Raw genomic sequence first — 16,347 nt, 5'->3', positions numbered from 1 at the left:
TCATGCCTGGCCAGATCGATGCGTCGGATCGCCGGGATCTTGTAACGGTGACGCAATCCAGCAGGCGCGGGATTGAGGTTCAGATCGTCTATCCCAGCAGAATGTCACGCACCTGCTGGTACTTTTGCTGGGTCTTGGCGATGATGTCAGCCGGAATCGGCGGCGCCGGCGGAGTCTTGTCCCAGTCCAGGGTTTCGAGGTAATCGCGTACGAACTGCTTGTCAAAACTCGGCGGACTGGCACCGACGCGATACTCGTCGGCAGGCCAGTAGCGCGATGAATCGGGGGTCAATATTTCATCGATCAGCACCAGTTCGTCGTTGGCATCGACGCCGAATTCGAACTTGGTGTCGGCGATAATGATGCCGCGTTCACGCGCATAGTCCGCGGCCAGCTGGTAGAGCTGAATGCTTTTGTCCCTGATCTGGTTGGCCTTGTCGGCGCCAATCCTGGCAATGACATCGTCGAAACTGACGTTGATATCATGATCTCCGACCTCGGCCTTGGTCGAGGGTGTGAAAATCGGCTCGGGTAACCGGGCCGCCTGTTGCAGTCCCGGCGGCAGTTTGATGCCGCAGATTTCGCCAGTTGCCTGGTAATCCTTCCAGCCGGAGCCGATGACATACCCGCGCACAATCGCTTCTACCGGTAGGGTTTTGAGGCGTTTGACAATGATCGAACGATCCCTTAGAAGCTGATAATCGTCCGTGCTGACGTGATCGCGCAAGTCGAGATCGGTCAAATGATTCGCTACCAGGTGCGACGTTTTGGCAAACCAGAAGTTCGACACCTCGGTCAGCAGTTCACCCTTGTGCGGAATCGGTTCGGCAAAGACGACATCGAATGCGGAAAGGCGGTCGGTTGTCACGATTAACATATGTGTATCGTCGATAGCATAGATATCACGCACCTTGCCGCGCGCGAGCAGTTCGAGATTGTCAATATGGGTCTCAAAGATTGTGTTACTGGTCATTGCCACGTCCGGGATTTATCCGCCGCGAATCATATCATGGGCTTTTGCGGGAATAGTTAATTCAGGATTAAGTTTTTAAGCCGTTTCGCGTTATAATCGCCCGCTTTTTTGGGATAACCCGGAGCAAGCCATGTCGAATCCTATTGTGGCAGTCGTTATGGGCAGCACCAGCGATTGGCCCGTCATGCAGCACGCGACCGAATACCTCGAAAAATTCGGTATCGAATACCAGGCGCGGGTTGTGTCCGCGCATCGCACCCCGGACCTGTTGGCCGAATTCGCGCAGACTGCCGCCGCCAGTGGTATTCACTGCATCATCGCTGGCGCAGGCGGGGCGGCTCACCTGCCGGGCATGCTCGCCGCCAACACCGTGGTGCCAGTGCTCGGTGTCCCGGTGCCGACCGATTATCTGCAGGGGCAGGATTCGCTGTACTCAATCGTACAAATGCCCAAGGGCGTGCCCGTGGCCACCTTTGCAATTGGCAAAGCAGGTGCGATTAATGCCGCACTGTTCGCGGTCTCGATGCTGGCACAGCACGATTCGACCCTCGCGCAAAAACTGGCGGATTTCCGTGCCAGCCAGCACGATTCAGTGCTTGCCATGACGCTACCACCAACCGCATAAATGGCGATCCTTCCGCCCAGCACACTCGGAATGCTCGGTGGCGGGCAACTGGGACGCATGTTCGTTATCGCGGCCCGCACCATGGGTTATGAAGTGATCGTCCTCGATCCTGACCCGAACAGTCCGGCCGGAGGTGTCGCCAGCCAGCATCTTTCCAGGGTTTACGATGATACCAGTGCGCTCGATTACCTGGCGCAGCATTGTGCGGTGGTGACTACCGAGTTCGAAAATATTCCGGCGCTCACTTTGGCTTATCTGGCAAAATTGGTAACCGTGCATCCTTCCGCCAACGTTTTGCATATCGCGCAGCATCGCAAACTGGAGAAGCAATTCTTTCGTGAGCAGGGTCTCGACACGGTGGATTTTATTGCGCTTGAAAACGAGGCCGACCTGGAGCTCGCGCGCGATTTCACCTTCCCGGCAATCCTTAAAACCGCAACCCTCGGCTACGACGGCAAGGGGCAGGTGAATTGCGAGCAGTTTGATAACCTGGAGCCTGCGTTCGAACAGGTCGGTCGTAAACATTGCGTGCTGGAACAGCGCATTGATCTTGCCTGTGAAGTTTCGGTGGTGCTTGGACGCTCGACGGCCGGTGACGTAACCTGCTTTCCGATTGCTGAAAACAGCCACGCCAACGGAATTCTGGACGTGACGATGGTACCGGCATCGATTTCGTCCACGCTGGCCGATAAGGTCATCGATGCAGCGACCCGGATAGCGAATGGACTCGATTATTGCGGGGTGCTCGCGGTCGAGTTCTTTATCTCGACAGATGATCGCGTGCTGGTCAATGAAATGGCGCCACGCCCGCACAATTCGGGGCACTACACCCTCGACGCCTGCGCGACCTCGCAGTTCGAACAACAGCTGCGCATGGTCTGCGGATTGCCTGCCGGCTCCTGCAAACTGCATGGCCCGGTAGCCATGTGGAATCTGCTTGGTGATATCTGGCCCGAGGGCGGGGCGCCCGAATGGAGCTCTATTTTAGAGTTTGAGCTGGCGAAACTGCATCTTTACGGTAAAGCCGAGGCCAGGCCAGGACGCAAGATGGGACATATTAATTGCCTTGGCGAGACGCTCGCCGATGCGCAAAAACTGCTGAAAAAAGTTCGTAAAACCCTGTCCTGATAGTCAAGCCTCGGAATAACAAGTTAAGGATAAGCGGCGCAAGCGGGTATGACGAGAATTCTCGCGCGGGAACGAGACTACTGTTTGATACCGCGCGCGACGGTGTAGGTTTTACCCTGCTTGATTTTTTCGTAATGGCCGAAGACCTCGTTGAAACCACGTTTGAAAAACTGGCGTAAACCCGTGATCGTGACGATGTAAAAGGACCCCCCGGGTTTCAGGTATTCAAGCGCGTCAAACAGGTAGATGTAAAGCATCTCCTTGCCGACCTTGGCAGGGATGTTCGACACGATGACATCGAATTGTTGTGCGGGGAGCTGGTTAAAACCGTTACTCAAAATGCAACTTGCGTTGTCGATGCCATTGTGTCGTCGATTTCTTTCAGCGTACTCGACCGCGACGAAATCCTTGTCGACCAGCAAGCTGTGTCCGCCAGGTGTCATCTTTGCCATACACAATCCCAGCACTCCGTAGCCGCAGCCCAGGTCGAGGCAATCGTCGTTGGTCGAGAGCTCAAGAAAGTCAAGTAACATGCGTGAACCATCATCGACCTGGCGTGGGGAAAACAATCCCCAGGTCGTGTAAAACTCGAGTCCACGGTGCTCGATCAACAGGTCCTGGCGGATTTTTTGATTGTACTGATTCAGTTCATTAAGCACGGATTCAGCCCCGGTTGCTATGCTTTACATCGACATTTGGCTTTGTAACAATGGCGCGGTTTTTAGGGCGCCATTATCCAATGGCGATTAAAAGATTACTACCTGGGAGCCCGGTTTAATGAAATTTGTTTTAGCGTTCTGCTTTTCAATGGCAATACTCTTTGCCGGTGCGGTACATGCAGATGCGGCTGCCGGGCAGTCAACTTATGCCGCCAAGGGCTGTATTGGCTGCCACGGTTCGGGTGGGGTTAGCGTCGTCAGCACCAATCCGTCACTTAAGGGCAAAGATGCTGCTTTTATCCGCAAGACTCTTACCGAATTCCGCAGCGGGGTCCGTAAAAATCCCATCATGAACGCAATGGCAGCCGGCTTGAAAGACGAGGATATCAACAATATCGCCGATTATATTAATAGCCTGAAATAAACGGGTTTAAACGCAGTTTATTCAGAGCCGGCAATTGCCGACTTTTTTATGGGGATTTGCGGGGTAGCACCATCTGGGTCGAAAGATTACGGGTTGCGCGGGCTGGCGTCAGCAGGATCGCCATTGTAATCAGCAGGCAGGCAAGCCATTGTGCGGTGCCGATTATCTCGCCCAGTGTATACCAGCCGATAAGGAACATCGTGGGCAACTCAACACTTCCGGCGACTGAAGAACGGGCGGCACCGATCATTGGCGCGAAGCTGGTATAAACCAGCTGCGGCAGTAATGCCGTACCCAGTGCAAGTCCCGCAATCAACTGCCATTCGCCGGCATTTTGTGGCAGCACGGTGTTCGATGCCGACAGGAGCAGCAATGGCAACAGGCTGATCGAGGCGCCGACCGAGAAGCATGCCACCCGTACAATCGGGCTGATCGAGGTGAGCTTGTGTATCAACACGTTAATTGCGAAACCGAAGCTGATGGGTGCAGACAGCGAGATCAGCATGGCGGGGAGATGACGGGGGTCGACCGCGGCAGGTGAACTGGCAATCAACGCGGCCATGATGACCATCAATGCCCCGGTTATGCCTCTTTTCGAAGGTGTGTCGCGAAACCAGATCCAGCCGATCAGTAATGTGAACACCGGGTAGGTCATGTACAGGACACCGACGGTCGAGACCGGTACGGTTTTCAATGCGCTGACAAAACCAATCCAGCCGAGCCCCACGGATACGCCCGAAATAACTCCCCAGATAGCCGTTTTCATTTGGGCTACGGGTAGTCGCAGCAGCAACGGAAATAAAACCAGTGCCGAGAGCCCGTAGCGATAAAATGCGATGGCGTAGGCCGCCATACCGGAGTCGGTCAGGGATTTGGCAAAATACGGAATCGTTCCAAAACAGAAGCAGGCCAGGACCACGAGGCAGGTCGGCAGCAAGGTGCCGCGCTCGAGGGTAGCGCCGTGGGTGTATCCGGTCATGGATGGTTCAGGTTGCCTCGCCGGGATGAATGTTTTAAGGATATTCGGTAACTACCACCGGAATCCAAGTATTTTTTCCGATTGGCAGCTTGATGAAATCCGATCGCTCGCGAACCATCGAGCCAGTGTCACCGTTTTAGTATCTCCAGGATATGGGCTTCGATATCGAACACGTGCTGATCGTGCTGGCCCAGTTCGCGCAACGCGTGGGCAAGATCGAGCAGGTAATCGCTGTTGGTACCGCTGGGGCCCTGGGCGCGACAGATATGACGTGCGATTTCATATTCGCTGGCTTCACCGAGGTAGGCATCGTTATCGGGGGTTGCGATATAAATCAGCCCGGTGGCATGCGAGCCGTCGTCAAATGTCATCTCGGTGGCGAAGCGCAGGTAACCATTTTTCTCACGTTCGTCGAGCTGTTCAAATACCGGTGCCTCGACCCGGTAGGCAACGCCGCCGCAGATCGCGCCTGCCTCTTCGATCAGGGTCACCACGCGCCCGGGATTGGCTTCGGTTCCCCGGTGATCATGCGATCCCTGCCAGAAGCGTCGACTCCAGCCGCGAATGCTTGCAGGCCTCGATTCGAGATGGGGGAAATCAACCAGGTAGATCAGCGAACCATAACCAAACAACCAGACCTGGGCATCGTCATCCAACGGGTGACGGCGCTGATTTTCGATAACCGTATTCTTGCTCATATCAGTAATTTAGCGTGCGCCAATTTCCACCATAACAGGCTAGCCCTGGCCACGCTTTGCGATAGGATAACTGAATAGTGCGACGGCATAACAGGTTAAGGCAACCAGGATCACCAGGTTGAAACCAAAGTGTATTGCAAGCAGCGAGGCGAGTATCGCGCTGACTACCGAGGCGCAACCATTGATGCCCCAGGCCCAGGGGGTCAGTATTGCCGGGCCGGTACCGATTGCCGATAGCCCGAGGGGAAATGGCATACCCATGCCAAATCCCAGCGGAGTGATCAGGGCAATGCTGACCAGGATTCGTGTGGACAACGACCAGGCACCGGCTAGCTGCATCAATGGCTCCAGCAGCATCAGGTAAGCACCGCCAAAGGTAATGATGATCAGTACCGCGTAGCCAGTAACGCGCCGCGCGCGAAGGGTTCCCGCATATCCCTGCGCAAAGGCGCTACCCATTCCTGCCGCAATCAAAAAGGACGCCAGTACCACCGCGGCAGCGTAAAGGGGGTGGTGCAACAACAAAATGAATTTCTGCAGGAATGCGATCTCGATTAACAGGAAACCCAGCCCGAGTGCTGTAAAATAAGTCAGCACCCGGTAATTGCTGAATCTGAGAACAGCTGATGATTTATCCTGCTTTGCAAACAACATCGGTACCAGTATCAACACCAGGCTAAGCACCAGGCAAACCGGCAGGGTAACCAGCAGCGTAAGGTACCCTGTTTCGAGTAAAGCGCTACCGCCCTGGTGGCGCAGTTTGAGCAACTCCGCGAGCGAGCGCCACTTGACGAAATGATGATGGAAGGGTTGATCGTCGCTGGCTGGCTCGAGCTTGAACTTGTAGTCCTGTAAAAATTGATCACGATCTGCCCCCAGTAATGCCTGTACGCCGTCAAAAAAATAGGCGGACTCGAGTCGATTGAAGCGATTAGCCTCGGTTGCGGGCATCCCTGGGTAATAGGCCAGGTCAAATGCGCGCGTTTTGCAAAAGGACTTGATCCGGTCAATATCATTGCTGTTGATCACCCCGTTCTTGATCAAGAGTGTGCTCGTTTGTAAGCCCCGGATCAAAGCCAGGCGCTGTCGGGCATTGGTCGCATTCGATTGTTCAAGTGCCTCGATCGCGGTGGCAAATAATTTCAGGCTGTCTCGCGGGGGTAACTTGATCCAGCGCGTAAGCGCGATAAATCCATTGGTCTCGAGTCGCGACAGGGCTTGTCGCAGGGCTTCGACCGTGTAAACAAAGTTTTCGTTGAGACCATGCACCCCACCGGCTGCGCTGCTAAATGAATCGAGCAAGGGCACCTGGATCAAATCGTAAACCCTGGCATCGCGCTGCAGAAAGCCGCGTGCTTCCGCGATGTGTACGCTGACGCGTTCCTGATCGTATAGCCCGCCACTGAATTCGGCAAAACGGTGGCGCACGAGGTCGACCACCTGCGGATTTATTTCGACAGCACCAATATGTTGGGCATCATGATAAATCGCCTGCAGTACCTCGGCGCCGCCGCCGGCTCCCAGAACCAGCACGCTGCGGACGCGTGCCAGGTGATAAGGCAGTGCGGAGGTCATATCGTCGAGGTAAACCAGGTCCTCGCGCACCCCGCGGTAACGTGTAATGGCAGTCATTGCGTCAGCGTCAGTGAACAGTCCCAGTTGTGCTGGCGGTTCGCTGCGCGCGTTAAGACTGAGCCCCGGTGCATGGCGTAAGGGTATCGACTTGCTCTCGACCACGGTAAGCCTGCCCAGCGGGCTGAAGCGTTCCTCGATAATACGGGTTCCCTGTATTCGCAGAGTCTGGCTTAGTTCCTTATATGGAGAAACCCGGGGTTCAATCCAGGGACCTGGCAGCAGATACAGGACGATTACCGCGACGGCGAAACCGACCAGTGCCGGCGCGGGTTTGCCCCCACATTCGATCCAAAGCGTTGCCGCAGCAGCAAAACCGAGTACTGAAATAACGACAAGGGCATGCGCTGCCGGCATCAGGTAAAGCAGCCCGATGATTCCCAGTGCGCCGATTCCTGCGCCAAGCAGATCGGCCGCGTAGATTCTCGCCAGGTGCTGGCGGTACCCGATTAAGGCCAGGCCGATCAGGTTAGCTGCAAAAATAAATGGTATGGTCAACAGCAAAATTACCAGTGCCAGTCGTAACCAGTGGTCGTTATCCCAGATGAGCTCTTCGGGATTGAATGAAAGCAGTTGTGCGAGCGCGAAACCCAGTAACGAGCTGACCGCAAACAGGCAGGCCTGGCTTACGGCAAAGCCACGAAAGTGGCGAACCAGCCGCTTACCCGTGAATACCAGCAGGCTGCCGCTGACACCGAATCCGAGCAGCGCGACACTGACGACCATGTAGGCGAAATGATGCCACTGGATTTGCGAAAACAGCGCCATCAGCAGAACCTCGTAGCCGAGCACCGCGGCGGAAATCAGCGCGATCGAGAACCGTGGTTGTTGGCTCGCACTCACCCCGGATGGTACTCCTTCATTGAGATATCTTGGGATGCAGAGCGCCCCAGAAAGGCCAATACCGCGTTGCAGTCCTTGTAAAGGGCATGCCATTCCCTGCGGACTGCGCCTTGCCTTGGCCTTTCTGGGGCGCTCCCTCCGGGCCAGCCAGGAAGCAGTCAGCTGCGTTGTTGTGCTCCCTTGAATTAGCAACGGCTAGTCCTGCAGTCGCACGCCTAGCGGCTAACTGCTTCCTGACTGGTCGAATCCTAAGATATCTCATTGAAGGAGTACTAGTGTCCACCGGTCAGTGGTACAAATCGAACTGGCAGTACCTGGCGCGTCAGCACTTCATCCTCGTTGACGCGGGTAATCAGAATCAGTTCCTGGGTTGAAAAACGGCTCCCCACCGGAATGATCATCTTGCCGCCAACCGCGAGTTGTTTTACCAGTGGCGGTGGAATGTGGTTCGCAGCGGCGGTGACGATGATAGCGTCGAATGGTGCGTACTCGGGCCAGCCGTAGTAACCATCACCAATGCGCACCTCGACGGCATCGTAGCCGAGGCGCTGCAGGCGTGTTTTTGCCTGCTGTCCGAGTGGCTCGATGATTTCGATGCTCCAGACCCTGGCATCGAGCGCGGCCAGTATGGCTGCCTGGTAGCCGGAGCCAGTACCGATTTCCAGCACCCTGTGTTGCGGCTTAAGTTCCAGCAGATCGGTCATGATGGCGACAATGTAGGGTTGTGAAATGGTCTGGCCATGCCCGATCGGCAGCGGACGATTATGGTAGGCCTGGTCAAGGCGGTCGCTCGGTACGAATTCATGTCGTGGTACCCTTGCCATCGCTTCCAGTACCCGGCTATCCAGGTTCGAGCGCTTCAGGTACGCACTGGTATCGCGAACGTCTCGCTCGATCAGGGCTATCATTTTGGCGCGACTCGCCTCAAATGAATCCCTGGCCCGCACTTGCTCAACATGAACGAGTATCGTAGCAACGATTAGCATTAGCCCGAATATTACGGAGACCGCTTTAAGATATGAGATAATTCCAGACATTGTTGTGATGATCGCCTGCGCCTCGATGAACGGGACTGAAATTATAAGCTTGAAACCATATCTCGCCAATTTTCGCTTTTACGAGGAACTCAATGAATTCCTGCCACCGGAGCAGCGCAAGCAAACCATCGAATACCGTTTTTGTGGCCAGCCCGCGATAAAGGATCCGATCGAGGTTCTCGGGGTACCCCACGGCGAGGTCGATTTGATCGTGGTTAATGATGAATCGGTTGGCTTTGACTACAAGCTAAGAAATACTGACAGGGTGGCCGTTTACCCGGTGTTCGAAAGCCTCGATATTACGCCCTTGCAGCGACTAAGGCCAAAACCGCTGCGTAAAACAGCTTTCATCGTCGACGTCAACCTCGGTAAGCTGGCGCGGCGTTTACGCATGATAGGACTCGATACGGCCTACGGAAATCGACTCGTCGATGACGAAATCGTTGACATCGCGGTGCGTGAAAAGCGTATCGTTCTGACACGCGATCGGCGGTTGCTGTTTCGCCGTGCGATTACCCATGGCTACTGGGTGCGCTCGGATGATCCTGACACCCAGCTCAGGGAAGTCATGCAACGACTCGATCTCTATAAACAGGTCAGGCCGTTACGACTTTGCCTGGATTGCAATGGAAAAATCGAACCTGTCGCCCGCGAGCAGGTATGGTCTGATCTCGAGCCGCTTACCCGTCGTTACTACCAGGAGTTTTATCGCTGCAGTCGTTGCCACAAGGTTTACTGGGAGGGCTCGCACGTGGCGCATATGAATGACGCTATCCGTCAGCTGGTCGTTCCTGAGTAGGGTCGGTTACCCGGTTCAAGTCCCGTTCGCATAGCGCGATACTGGCGCGCAACTGCTGTGCGCGTTGCTCCAGTTCACGCGTTCGATTGCGCTCGAGGCTGTCAGTGATGCGCCGCAATTCGTGGCGCAGGGCCGCGAGCTCCTGTTTTAGCTGTTGTTCGGCGGACATATCGATGAAACTTTAGCTTCGCAATTGCGACAGTTTAACAGCGTAGAGGCGGCAGATCTCATTTGGGCTAGGCACTGTTATCCATTTTGATCGGCTGAAATCGAGATTGAATTGGTGTAAATTGCCTGCCACTTGCAACCAGGAAATAACATGCCCGATTACCAGATAGCACCGTCCATCCTGTCGGCCGATTTTGCGCGGCTCGGCGAAGAAGTCGATAACGTTCTCGCCTCCGGCGCGGACATCGTCCATTTCGATGTCATGGACAATCACTATGTGCCAAACCTGACAATCGGTCCGCTGGTTTGCGAGGCCCTGCGTAAACACGGTGTCGAGGCACCAATCGATGTGCACCTGATGGTCAAGCCGGTGGACCGAATCATCCCTGACTTCGCCAGCGCAGGCGCCAGTTACATCACCTTTCACCCCGAGGCGTCCGAACATATCGATCGCAGTCTGTCGCTGATCAGGGATAGCGGTTGCAAGGCCGGCCTGGTATTTAATCCGGCGACCCCGTTAGGTTACCTGGACCACGTGCTCGATAAAATCGATATGATACTGCTGATGTCGGTCAATCCGGGTTTCGGCGGACAAAGTTTCATTCCGGCGACGCTTGACAAGTTGCGTGCTGCGCGTCGCAGGGTCGATGACTCCGGATTCAATATCCGCCTTGAAATCGATGGTGGCGTCAAGGTGGACAATGTAGCCGAGATCGCTGCTGCGGGTGCCGATACCTTCGTTTCCGGTTCCGGAATTTTCGGCTGTGCCGATCCCGATGATCCAAACCGTTATGACGGTATCCTTAAGCAGTTTCGCAGCCAGCTGGAGCGCGTCGGTTCGATCTGAAAACACCGGAAATAGTCATAGCCATGTCCGAAAGGCTATGTTAGATTCTGCCGTCTGACTGAAAAGTTAATCCGGATGACTCAACAACGTTTGCAGAAAAATGAAGGTACACAGGGCTGGCGATGGTGATCGCAAGCTATTGTTGTCTGTTACCTTTTTTCTGTTCATTCGTTTTAAGAGTCACCCATGAATCTCAAGCAATTCAATCAAATCAAGCGTGATTACAATCGTGTTCCGCTGGTACGCGAAGTCTTCGCCGACCTTGATACCCCGTTAAGCACTTACCTGAAACTGGCAGACAAGCCTTACACCTATTTATTCGAATCGGTGCAGGGTGGCGAGAAGTGGGGTCGCTACTCGATCATTGGTATGGCCTGCAATACGCGCATCAAGGTATTTTCCAAACGGGTGCTACTCGAGGTCGACGGTGAAATTGTCAGTGACGAAGAAACTGACGATCCACTGCGCTTTATCGAGAACTACCTGCATTCCTTCAAGGTTGCCGAGGCAGATTGCCTGCCCAAGTTTCATGGCGGCCTGGTCGGTTACTTCGGTTACGATACGATTCGCTACATTGAGCCCAAACTCGCGCACTGCCCCAATCCCGATCGACACCAGACTCCCGATATCCTGTTGATGCTGAGCGACAAGCTGGTGGTGTTCGATAATCTTTCATCGCGCATGTTTCTGATCGTGCATGTCGAGCCCACATCAGAAAAGGCGTGGCACCAGGGGCAACTTCAACTCGATGAGCTTGAAACCAGACTGGGCTCGATTCAGCTCGATACCAGCACCGATTCGCGGCCGCAAACGGTGCGGGAACAGGACTTTACGTCCGAGTTTACCCAGCAGGGCTTTGAAGATGCAGTGGAAAAGGCGCGCCAGTACATTATTGACGGCGATGCGATGCAGATCGTTTTATCGCAACGACTCTCGATACCTTACCGGTCCGCACCCATAGATTTGTATCGCGCACTGCGCGGCCTCAACCCGTCGCCTTACCTGTATTACCTGAATCTGGATGACCATCACGTGGTCGGATCTTCTCCCGAAATTCTGGTGCGCCTTGAAGACGAGGCGGTCACGGTACGTCCGATCGCCGGAACCCGGCCACGGGGCAGGACCGCGGAGCACGATCTGGAACTGGAGCGAGAATTACTCAATGACCCCAAGGAGCTGGCCGAGCACCTGATGCTAATCGATCTCGGGCGTAACGATGCCGGCAGGGTAAGTCAGGTGGGTAGCGTGCACCTGACCGAGCAGATGATCGTGGAACGTTATTCCCATGTTATGCATATCGTTTCCAACGTCGAGGGCCGGATCAGACCGGAATTGACGGCTTTCGACGTGTTACGTGCAACTTTCCCTGCGGGTACCGTTTCGGGGGCACCGAAAATCCGGGCCATGGAAATAATCGATGAACTGGAGCCGGTAAAACGGGGCATTTATTCAGGTGCGGTAGGCTATATTTCCTGGAGCGGTAACATGGATACCGCGATCGCGATTCGTACCGCGGTGATAAAAGATGAAACACTCTATATTCAGGCGGGTGCCGGAATCGTTTATGATTCAGTTCCGGCAAACGAATGGGCCGAAACCATGAACAAGGGGCGCGCCATTTTTCGTGCCGTGGCACTGGCCGAAGCAGGATTGCCGTCGCGTGATCCCTGTGACGGAGAAGCTGGCGGAGAAGAATCATGAAAGTCCTGATGATCGACAACTATGATTCGTTTACCTATAACCTGGTGCAGTATCTCGGTGAACTTGATGCCGATGTCGAAGTGGTGCGCAACGATCAGGTCGGCGTCGATGCCATTCTGAATTCGGGCTGCAGTCATATCATGATATCGCCCGGTCCGTGTACCCCGAACGAAGCCGGGATATCGATGGCCGCGATCGAGTCGCTGGCCGGGAAAAAACCGATTCTCGGTGTGTGTCTCGGTCATCAGAGTATCGGGCAGGTTTACGGGGGAAAAATCGTACATGCTCGACAAATCATGCACGGCAAGACATCGCGGATATTCCATACCGGCGCCGGAGTTTTTGGAGGTCTCGAAAACCCATTTATAGCAACGCGTTACCATTCGTTGGTGATTGACAAGGACAGTGTTCCGGATTGTCTCGAAGTCACGGCGTGGACCGAAAACGCGGACGGTAGTCTCGATGAAATCATGGGCCTGCGTCACCGTAAACTTGTAATCGAGGGCGTACAATTCCATCCGGAATCGATTCTGACCGAGCACGGTCACGCCCTGTTGCGAAATTTTCTTCAACAAGGCATCCATTAGGCAGGAGGAATAATGGAGATACAGGCGGCTATTAAGGCGGTGATCGCGCGCCAGGACTTGAGCAGCGATGAAATGAATTCGATCATGCAGCAAATCATGACCGGAGAATGCACGGCCTCCCAGATAGGCGGGTTCCTGGTGGGTCTGCACATGAAGGGTGAAACCGTCGACGAAATTTCTGCCGCCGCCCGTGTGATGCGAGATCTGTCGACGCGGGTCGAGGTAAGCAGCGATCGTCTTGTCGATACCGCGGGTACCGGTGGTGATTCTTCGGGCAGCTTTAATATCTCGACTGCGAGCGCCATCGTGGCGGCGGCAGCCGGTGCAAAAGTCGCCAAGCATGGTAATCGCTCCATGACCAGTAATTCAGGCAGTGCCGATGTGCTCGAGGCCGCGGGCGTAAAACTGGATATTTCGCCCGCACAGGTGGCTGGATGTATCGAGCAGGTTGGTGTCGGATTCATGTTCGCCCCTGCGCATCACGGTGCAATGAAACACGCGATCGGTCCGCGTAAGGAAATGGCGGTCAGGACCATATTCAACGTACTTGGTCCCCTGACCAACCCGGCGGGCGCACCCAACCAGATAATCGGCGTATTCGATGATGCGCTGGTAGAACTGATGGCAAACGTGTTAAAGCAGCTCAAAAGCCGTCATGTCATGGTTGTGCATGCCGAGGATGGACTGGACGAAATCAGCATTTCGGCGCCGACCCATGTCGCTGAACTTAAAGATGGCAAAGTTACCAGTTACACGATTACGCCATCCGATTTCGGGATGGCATTGGCGTCACTGGATGAGCTGCGAGTGAATTCTCCGGAGCAGAGCCTGGCCATGATCCGCTCGGTGCTGGCGGATAATCCGGGTCCCGCACATGATATTGTCTGTCTCAACGCCGGTGCCGCAATTTATGTATCGGGTTGTGCTGACACCCTGGCAGCCGGGGTTGAGGCCGCCAGGCAGGCAATCAGCAGTGGCAAGGCCGCCGAGGTGCTGCAAAACCTGGTGGTCCGATCGAACGCCTGATGAACGCTTCACGACCGGATATTCTTAATCGAATTCTGGCGCGCAAACAGCAGGAGATTGCGTCACGCCGGCAAACCACGTCTTTGGATGCCTTGCAGCAGCGGGCTCGCGAGGCATCGGCTCCCCGCGGATTTACCGCGGCGTTAAAGCAGCGTGTCGAGCGGGGCGAGTCGGCCGTAATCGCGGAAATAAAGAAAGCCTCGCCCAGCAAGGGCGTGATCCGCGAAAACTTCGACGCCGACGAGATTGCCCGGTCCTATGAAGCGGGTGGTGCCTGCTGCCTGTCGGTGCTGACCGATCAGGATTTTTTCCAGGGGCACGAGGATTTCCTGGTGGCCGCGCGTACCGCCTGCCAGCTGCCGGTTATTCGCAAGGATTTCATTGTCGATCCCTACCAGGTGGTCGAATCGCGGGCGATCGGCGCCGACTGCATCCTGTTAATCGTCGCCGCGCTCGATGATGCAGCCCTCGCAAGTCTGCATCGACAGGCACGCTCGCTGGGCATGGACGTACTGGTTGAGGTCCATGATCGTGACGAGCTCGAGCGTGCACTCGAACTCGAACTGGAACTGGTGGGGATTAACAATCGCGATTTACGTACCTTTGATACCAGCCTGGAGACCACGATTAACCTGCTTGACGAGGTCCCCACCGGTTGCCTGGTGGTTACCGAGAGCGGGATTCATGGACGCGACGACGTTGCCTTGATGCACCGGCACGATGTCCATGCTTTTCTGGTGGGTGAAGCCTTTATGCGGGCACCGGACCCGGGACAGGGCCTGCGCGAACTTTTTTACTAGCTGGAAAGCCAGTTTCGACAGCGATATCGATTAGGCCGGGAACGGGCTGCGGATGAATTCCGCCGGAACAGTTTTATCGGGTGCCGAAGACGACAATGGTCTTGCCGTGCGCCGAAATCAGACCGTCTTCCTCGAGTGTTTTCATGACCCGACCCGCCATTTCGCGTGAACAACCGACAATCTTGGCGATTTCCTGACGCGTAATCTTGATTTGCATGCCATCCGGATGGGTAATTGCATCGGGCTCGCGTGCCAGGTCAAGCAGGGTACGCGCGACGCGACCGGTAACGTCCATGAAGGCAAGATTGCTAACCTTGCGACTGGTATTGCGCAATCGGCTGGCCAGTTGCGAGGACAGTTGAAACAGGATTTCGGGCGTGTCCTTGGCCAGCTGCATGAACTGGTTGTAATGAATTTCGGCGACTTCACAGGCGGTGCGGGTGATGACCCAGGCACTGCGCCTGGTGTCCTCTATGAATAAACCCATTTCACCGAAAAAATCCCCCGGATTCAGGTAGGCGAGTACGATCTCGTTACAGTCCTCGTCCTCGATGACTACGCTCACGGAACCCTCGATGATATAGTACAGCGTCTCGGATTCGTCTCCCGCATGGATTATCGTGCTTCGCGCCGCGTACTTCTTGGTGTGGCAATGATGCAGGAAATTGTCCAGGGCGGCATTTTGCCGGGGTATTACTTTTGTGATCGGGTTAACTGACATGATTATAATTATCTGGTCCGCGTATGAGCGTAAAGATAGCACAAAAAGAGCAATTCGACAGCAATAGGAATTAACTATGAAGTGCAGAATCAAGTGGCTGGATCACATGTCTTTTGTGGGTGAATCGGGTAGCGGTCACTCGGTGGTGATGGACGGCGCGCCTGATGCCGGCGGGCGCAATCTCGGTGTGCGACCCATGGAAATGCTGTTGCTGGGTCTCGGGGGCTGTACCGCGTTTGACGTAGTTTCAATTTTACAAAAATCGCGCCAGCAACTGGACGACTGCGAGGTCGAAATCGAAGCCGAGCGCGCCGACACCATTCCCAAGGTGTTCACCAAAATCCATCTCCATTTTATCGTCGCCGGTCGTGACCTCGACCCAACTAAAGTTGCAAAGGCAGTGGATTTATCCGCCGACAAGTACTGTTCAGCCTCGCGCATGCTCGAAAAGGTCGCCACGATCACCCACGACTTCGAAGTCGTCAACCTCGACTAGCTTTACCACTAAGCGGCGCGACCCACGTCCACGCCTCGATAGTTGTAGGCCACCTCGGGAGAAAGTCTGCAAAAGTGTACCGAGGCATGGATGCCGCGATCCGACGTCTCGGGGTCCAAGCGATTCCATGGATGGACCTACCGGCGCTGGCGCCGGTAGGGAGCGCCTTTTGCAGACTTTCTCCCGAGGTGGCCCAGGAAGTTG

18 protein-coding genes are annotated in these 16,347 nt (G+C 55.1%); 10 read left to right on the top strand and 8 right to left on the bottom strand.

Translation table 11 applies throughout. The features are described from left to right. Nucleotides 1-88: 88 nt before the first annotated feature. The gene (locus OES20_04325; GenBank protein MDH3633912.1) at nt 89-973 is read right to left on the bottom strand and encodes a phosphoribosylaminoimidazolesuccinocarboxamide synthase; all 885 of its coding nucleotides are present in this window, start codon (nt 971-973) and stop codon (nt 89-91) included. 130 nt (nt 974-1,103) lie between these two features. Here OES20_04325 and purE point away from each other — a divergent pair, with 130 nt between their 5' ends. Both purE and OES20_04315 read left to right on the top strand, forming a co-directional pair. After that, nucleotides 1,104-1,598 carry a 5-(carboxyamino)imidazole ribonucleotide mutase gene (gene purE, locus OES20_04320; protein ID MDH3633911.1) on the top strand — a complete coding sequence of 165 codons (495 nt, stop codon included), beginning with the start codon at nt 1,104-1,106 and terminating at the stop codon, nt 1,596-1,598. Continuing rightward, the gene (locus tag OES20_04315; GenBank protein ID MDH3633910.1) at nt 1,599-2,726 is read left to right on the top strand and encodes a 5-(carboxyamino)imidazole ribonucleotide synthase; all 1,128 of its coding nucleotides are present in this window, start codon (nt 1,599-1,601) and stop codon (nt 2,724-2,726) included. Nucleotides 2,727-2,803: 77 nt separating this feature from the next. Here OES20_04315 and OES20_04310 read toward each other — a convergent pair whose 3' ends face one another. Beyond that, nucleotides 2,804-3,385 (bottom strand): class I SAM-dependent methyltransferase, encoded by a 582-nt coding sequence (locus tag OES20_04310; protein MDH3633909.1) that lies wholly within the window; start codon nt 3,383-3,385, stop codon nt 2,804-2,806. 118 nt (nt 3,386-3,503) lie between these two features. On the opposite strand from OES20_04310, the gene OES20_04305 reads away from it, so the two are divergent. Next, on the top strand, nt 3,504-3,809 hold the full coding sequence (locus tag OES20_04305; protein MDH3633908.1) for a cytochrome c: 306 nt from the start codon (nt 3,504-3,506) through the stop codon (nt 3,807-3,809). A 46-nt stretch (nt 3,810-3,855) separates the two neighbouring features. On the opposite strand, the gene OES20_04300 is transcribed toward OES20_04305, so the two are convergent. From OES20_04300 to OES20_04285, 4 genes are all read right to left on the bottom strand, one after another. After that, nucleotides 3,856-4,788: a DMT family transporter gene (locus OES20_04300; protein ID MDH3633907.1), complete on the bottom strand. Its 933-nt coding sequence runs from the start codon at nt 4,786-4,788 to the stop codon at nt 3,856-3,858. Between the two features lie 128 nt (nt 4,789-4,916). Then, the gene (locus tag OES20_04295) at nt 4,917-5,486 is read right to left on the bottom strand and encodes a gamma-glutamylcyclotransferase (protein ID MDH3633906.1); all 570 of its coding nucleotides are present in this window, start codon (nt 5,484-5,486) and stop codon (nt 4,917-4,919) included. Between the two features lie 39 nt (nt 5,487-5,525). Then, entirely contained in the window at nt 5,526-7,961 is a 2,436-nt protein-coding gene (locus tag OES20_04290; GenBank protein MDH3633905.1) for an SAM-dependent methyltransferase, read from the bottom strand. Nucleotides 7,962-8,233: 272 nt separating this feature from the next. Continuing rightward, a complete protein-coding gene (locus OES20_04285) occupies nt 8,234-8,869 on the bottom strand; it encodes a protein-L-isoaspartate(D-aspartate) O-methyltransferase (protein ID MDH3633904.1) in 636 nt (211 codons plus the stop codon). Between the two features lie 178 nt (nt 8,870-9,047). Between OES20_04285 and OES20_04280 the strand changes: the two genes are divergently transcribed. Beyond that, complete coding sequence (locus OES20_04280) at nt 9,048-9,797, top strand: Mut7-C ubiquitin/RNAse domain-containing protein (protein ID MDH3633903.1); 750 nt, start codon at nt 9,048-9,050, stop codon at nt 9,795-9,797. On the opposite strand, the gene OES20_04275 is transcribed toward OES20_04280, so the two are convergent. Next, on the bottom strand, nt 9,769-9,966 hold the full coding sequence (locus OES20_04275) for a hypothetical protein (GenBank protein ID MDH3633902.1): 198 nt from the start codon (nt 9,964-9,966) through the stop codon (nt 9,769-9,771). The two genes, OES20_04280 and OES20_04275, sit on opposite strands and share 29 nt — an antisense overlap. A 150-nt stretch (nt 9,967-10,116) precedes the next feature. Here OES20_04275 and rpe point away from each other — a divergent pair, with 150 nt between their 5' ends. The 5 genes from rpe (at nt 10,117) to trpC (ending at nt 14,926) form a co-directional block, all read left to right on the top strand. After that, the gene (gene rpe, locus OES20_04270; GenBank protein ID MDH3633901.1) at nt 10,117-10,812 is read left to right on the top strand and encodes a ribulose-phosphate 3-epimerase; all 696 of its coding nucleotides are present in this window, start codon (nt 10,117-10,119) and stop codon (nt 10,810-10,812) included. Between the two features lie 186 nt (nt 10,813-10,998). Next, on the top strand, nt 10,999-12,513 hold the full coding sequence (gene trpE / locus OES20_04265) for an anthranilate synthase component I (protein MDH3633900.1): 1,515 nt from the start codon (nt 10,999-11,001) through the stop codon (nt 12,511-12,513). After that, nucleotides 12,510-13,100, top strand: coding sequence for an aminodeoxychorismate/anthranilate synthase component II (locus tag OES20_04260; protein MDH3633899.1), 591 nt, complete (start codon nt 12,510-12,512; stop codon nt 13,098-13,100). Before trpE ends, OES20_04260 begins: the two co-directional genes overlap by 4 nt. Nucleotides 13,101-13,112: 12 nt before the next feature. Continuing rightward, on the top strand, nt 13,113-14,126 hold the full coding sequence (gene trpD, locus OES20_04255) for an anthranilate phosphoribosyltransferase (protein ID MDH3633898.1): 1,014 nt from the start codon (nt 13,113-13,115) through the stop codon (nt 14,124-14,126). Continuing rightward, nucleotides 14,126-14,926 carry an indole-3-glycerol phosphate synthase TrpC gene (gene trpC / locus OES20_04250; GenBank protein MDH3633897.1) on the top strand — a complete coding sequence of 267 codons (801 nt, stop codon included), beginning with the start codon at nt 14,126-14,128 and terminating at the stop codon, nt 14,924-14,926. Before trpD ends, trpC begins: the two co-directional genes overlap by 1 nt. A gap of 73 nt (nt 14,927-14,999) precedes the next feature. On the opposite strand, the gene crp is transcribed toward trpC, so the two are convergent. Further along, a complete protein-coding gene (gene crp / locus OES20_04245; protein MDH3633896.1) occupies nt 15,000-15,647 on the bottom strand; it encodes a cAMP-activated global transcriptional regulator CRP in 648 nt (215 codons plus the stop codon). A gap of 76 nt (nt 15,648-15,723) precedes the next feature. Between crp and OES20_04240 the strand changes: the two genes are divergently transcribed. Then, a complete protein-coding gene (locus OES20_04240) occupies nt 15,724-16,143 on the top strand; it encodes an OsmC family protein (protein ID MDH3633895.1) in 420 nt (139 codons plus the stop codon). Nucleotides 16,144-16,347: the final 204 nt, after the last annotated feature.

The organism is Gammaproteobacteria bacterium (genome assembly GCA_029862005.1).
Taxonomy (GTDB): Bacteria; Pseudomonadota; Gammaproteobacteria.
This window is presented reverse-complemented; position numbering and strand designations above follow the sequence as displayed.

Excerpts from the sequence above, each read along its gene's own strand:
- OES20_04325 (MDH3633912.1), bottom strand. The coding sequence starts at position 973 with ATGACCAGTAACACAATCTTTGAGACCCATATTGACAATCTCGAACTG.
- trpE (MDH3633900.1), top strand. The coding sequence starts at position 10,999 with ATGAATCTCAAGCAATTCAATCAAATCAAGCGTGATTACAATCGTGTT.
- OES20_04240 (MDH3633895.1), top strand. The coding sequence starts at position 15,724 with ATGAAGTGCAGAATCAAGTGGCTGGATCACATGTCTTTTGTGGGTGAA.
- trpC (MDH3633897.1), top strand. The coding sequence starts at position 14,126 with ATGAACGCTTCACGACCGGATATTCTTAATCGAATTCTGGCGCGCAAA.
- OES20_04300 (MDH3633907.1), bottom strand. The coding sequence starts at position 4,788 with ATGACCGGATACACCCACGGCGCTACCCTCGAGCGCGGCACCTTGCTG.
- OES20_04275 (MDH3633902.1), bottom strand. The coding sequence starts at position 9,966 with ATGTCCGCCGAACAACAGCTAAAACAGGAGCTCGCGGCCCTGCGCCAC.
- OES20_04295 (MDH3633906.1), bottom strand. The coding sequence starts at position 5,486 with ATGAGCAAGAATACGGTTATCGAAAATCAGCGCCGTCACCCGTTGGAT.
- rpe (MDH3633901.1), top strand. The coding sequence starts at position 10,117 with ATGCCCGATTACCAGATAGCACCGTCCATCCTGTCGGCCGATTTTGCG.
- crp (MDH3633896.1), bottom strand. The coding sequence starts at position 15,647 with ATGTCAGTTAACCCGATCACAAAAGTAATACCCCGGCAAAATGCCGCC.
- OES20_04260 (MDH3633899.1), top strand. The coding sequence starts at position 12,510 with ATGAAAGTCCTGATGATCGACAACTATGATTCGTTTACCTATAACCTG.
- trpD (MDH3633898.1), top strand. The coding sequence starts at position 13,113 with ATGGAGATACAGGCGGCTATTAAGGCGGTGATCGCGCGCCAGGACTTG.
- OES20_04305 (MDH3633908.1), top strand. The coding sequence starts at position 3,504 with ATGAAATTTGTTTTAGCGTTCTGCTTTTCAATGGCAATACTCTTTGCC.
- OES20_04315 (MDH3633910.1), top strand. The coding sequence starts at position 1,599 with ATGGCGATCCTTCCGCCCAGCACACTCGGAATGCTCGGTGGCGGGCAA.
- purE (MDH3633911.1), top strand. The coding sequence starts at position 1,104 with ATGTCGAATCCTATTGTGGCAGTCGTTATGGGCAGCACCAGCGATTGG.
- OES20_04285 (MDH3633904.1), bottom strand. The coding sequence starts at position 8,869 with ATGATAGCCCTGATCGAGCGAGACGTTCGCGATACCAGTGCGTACCTG.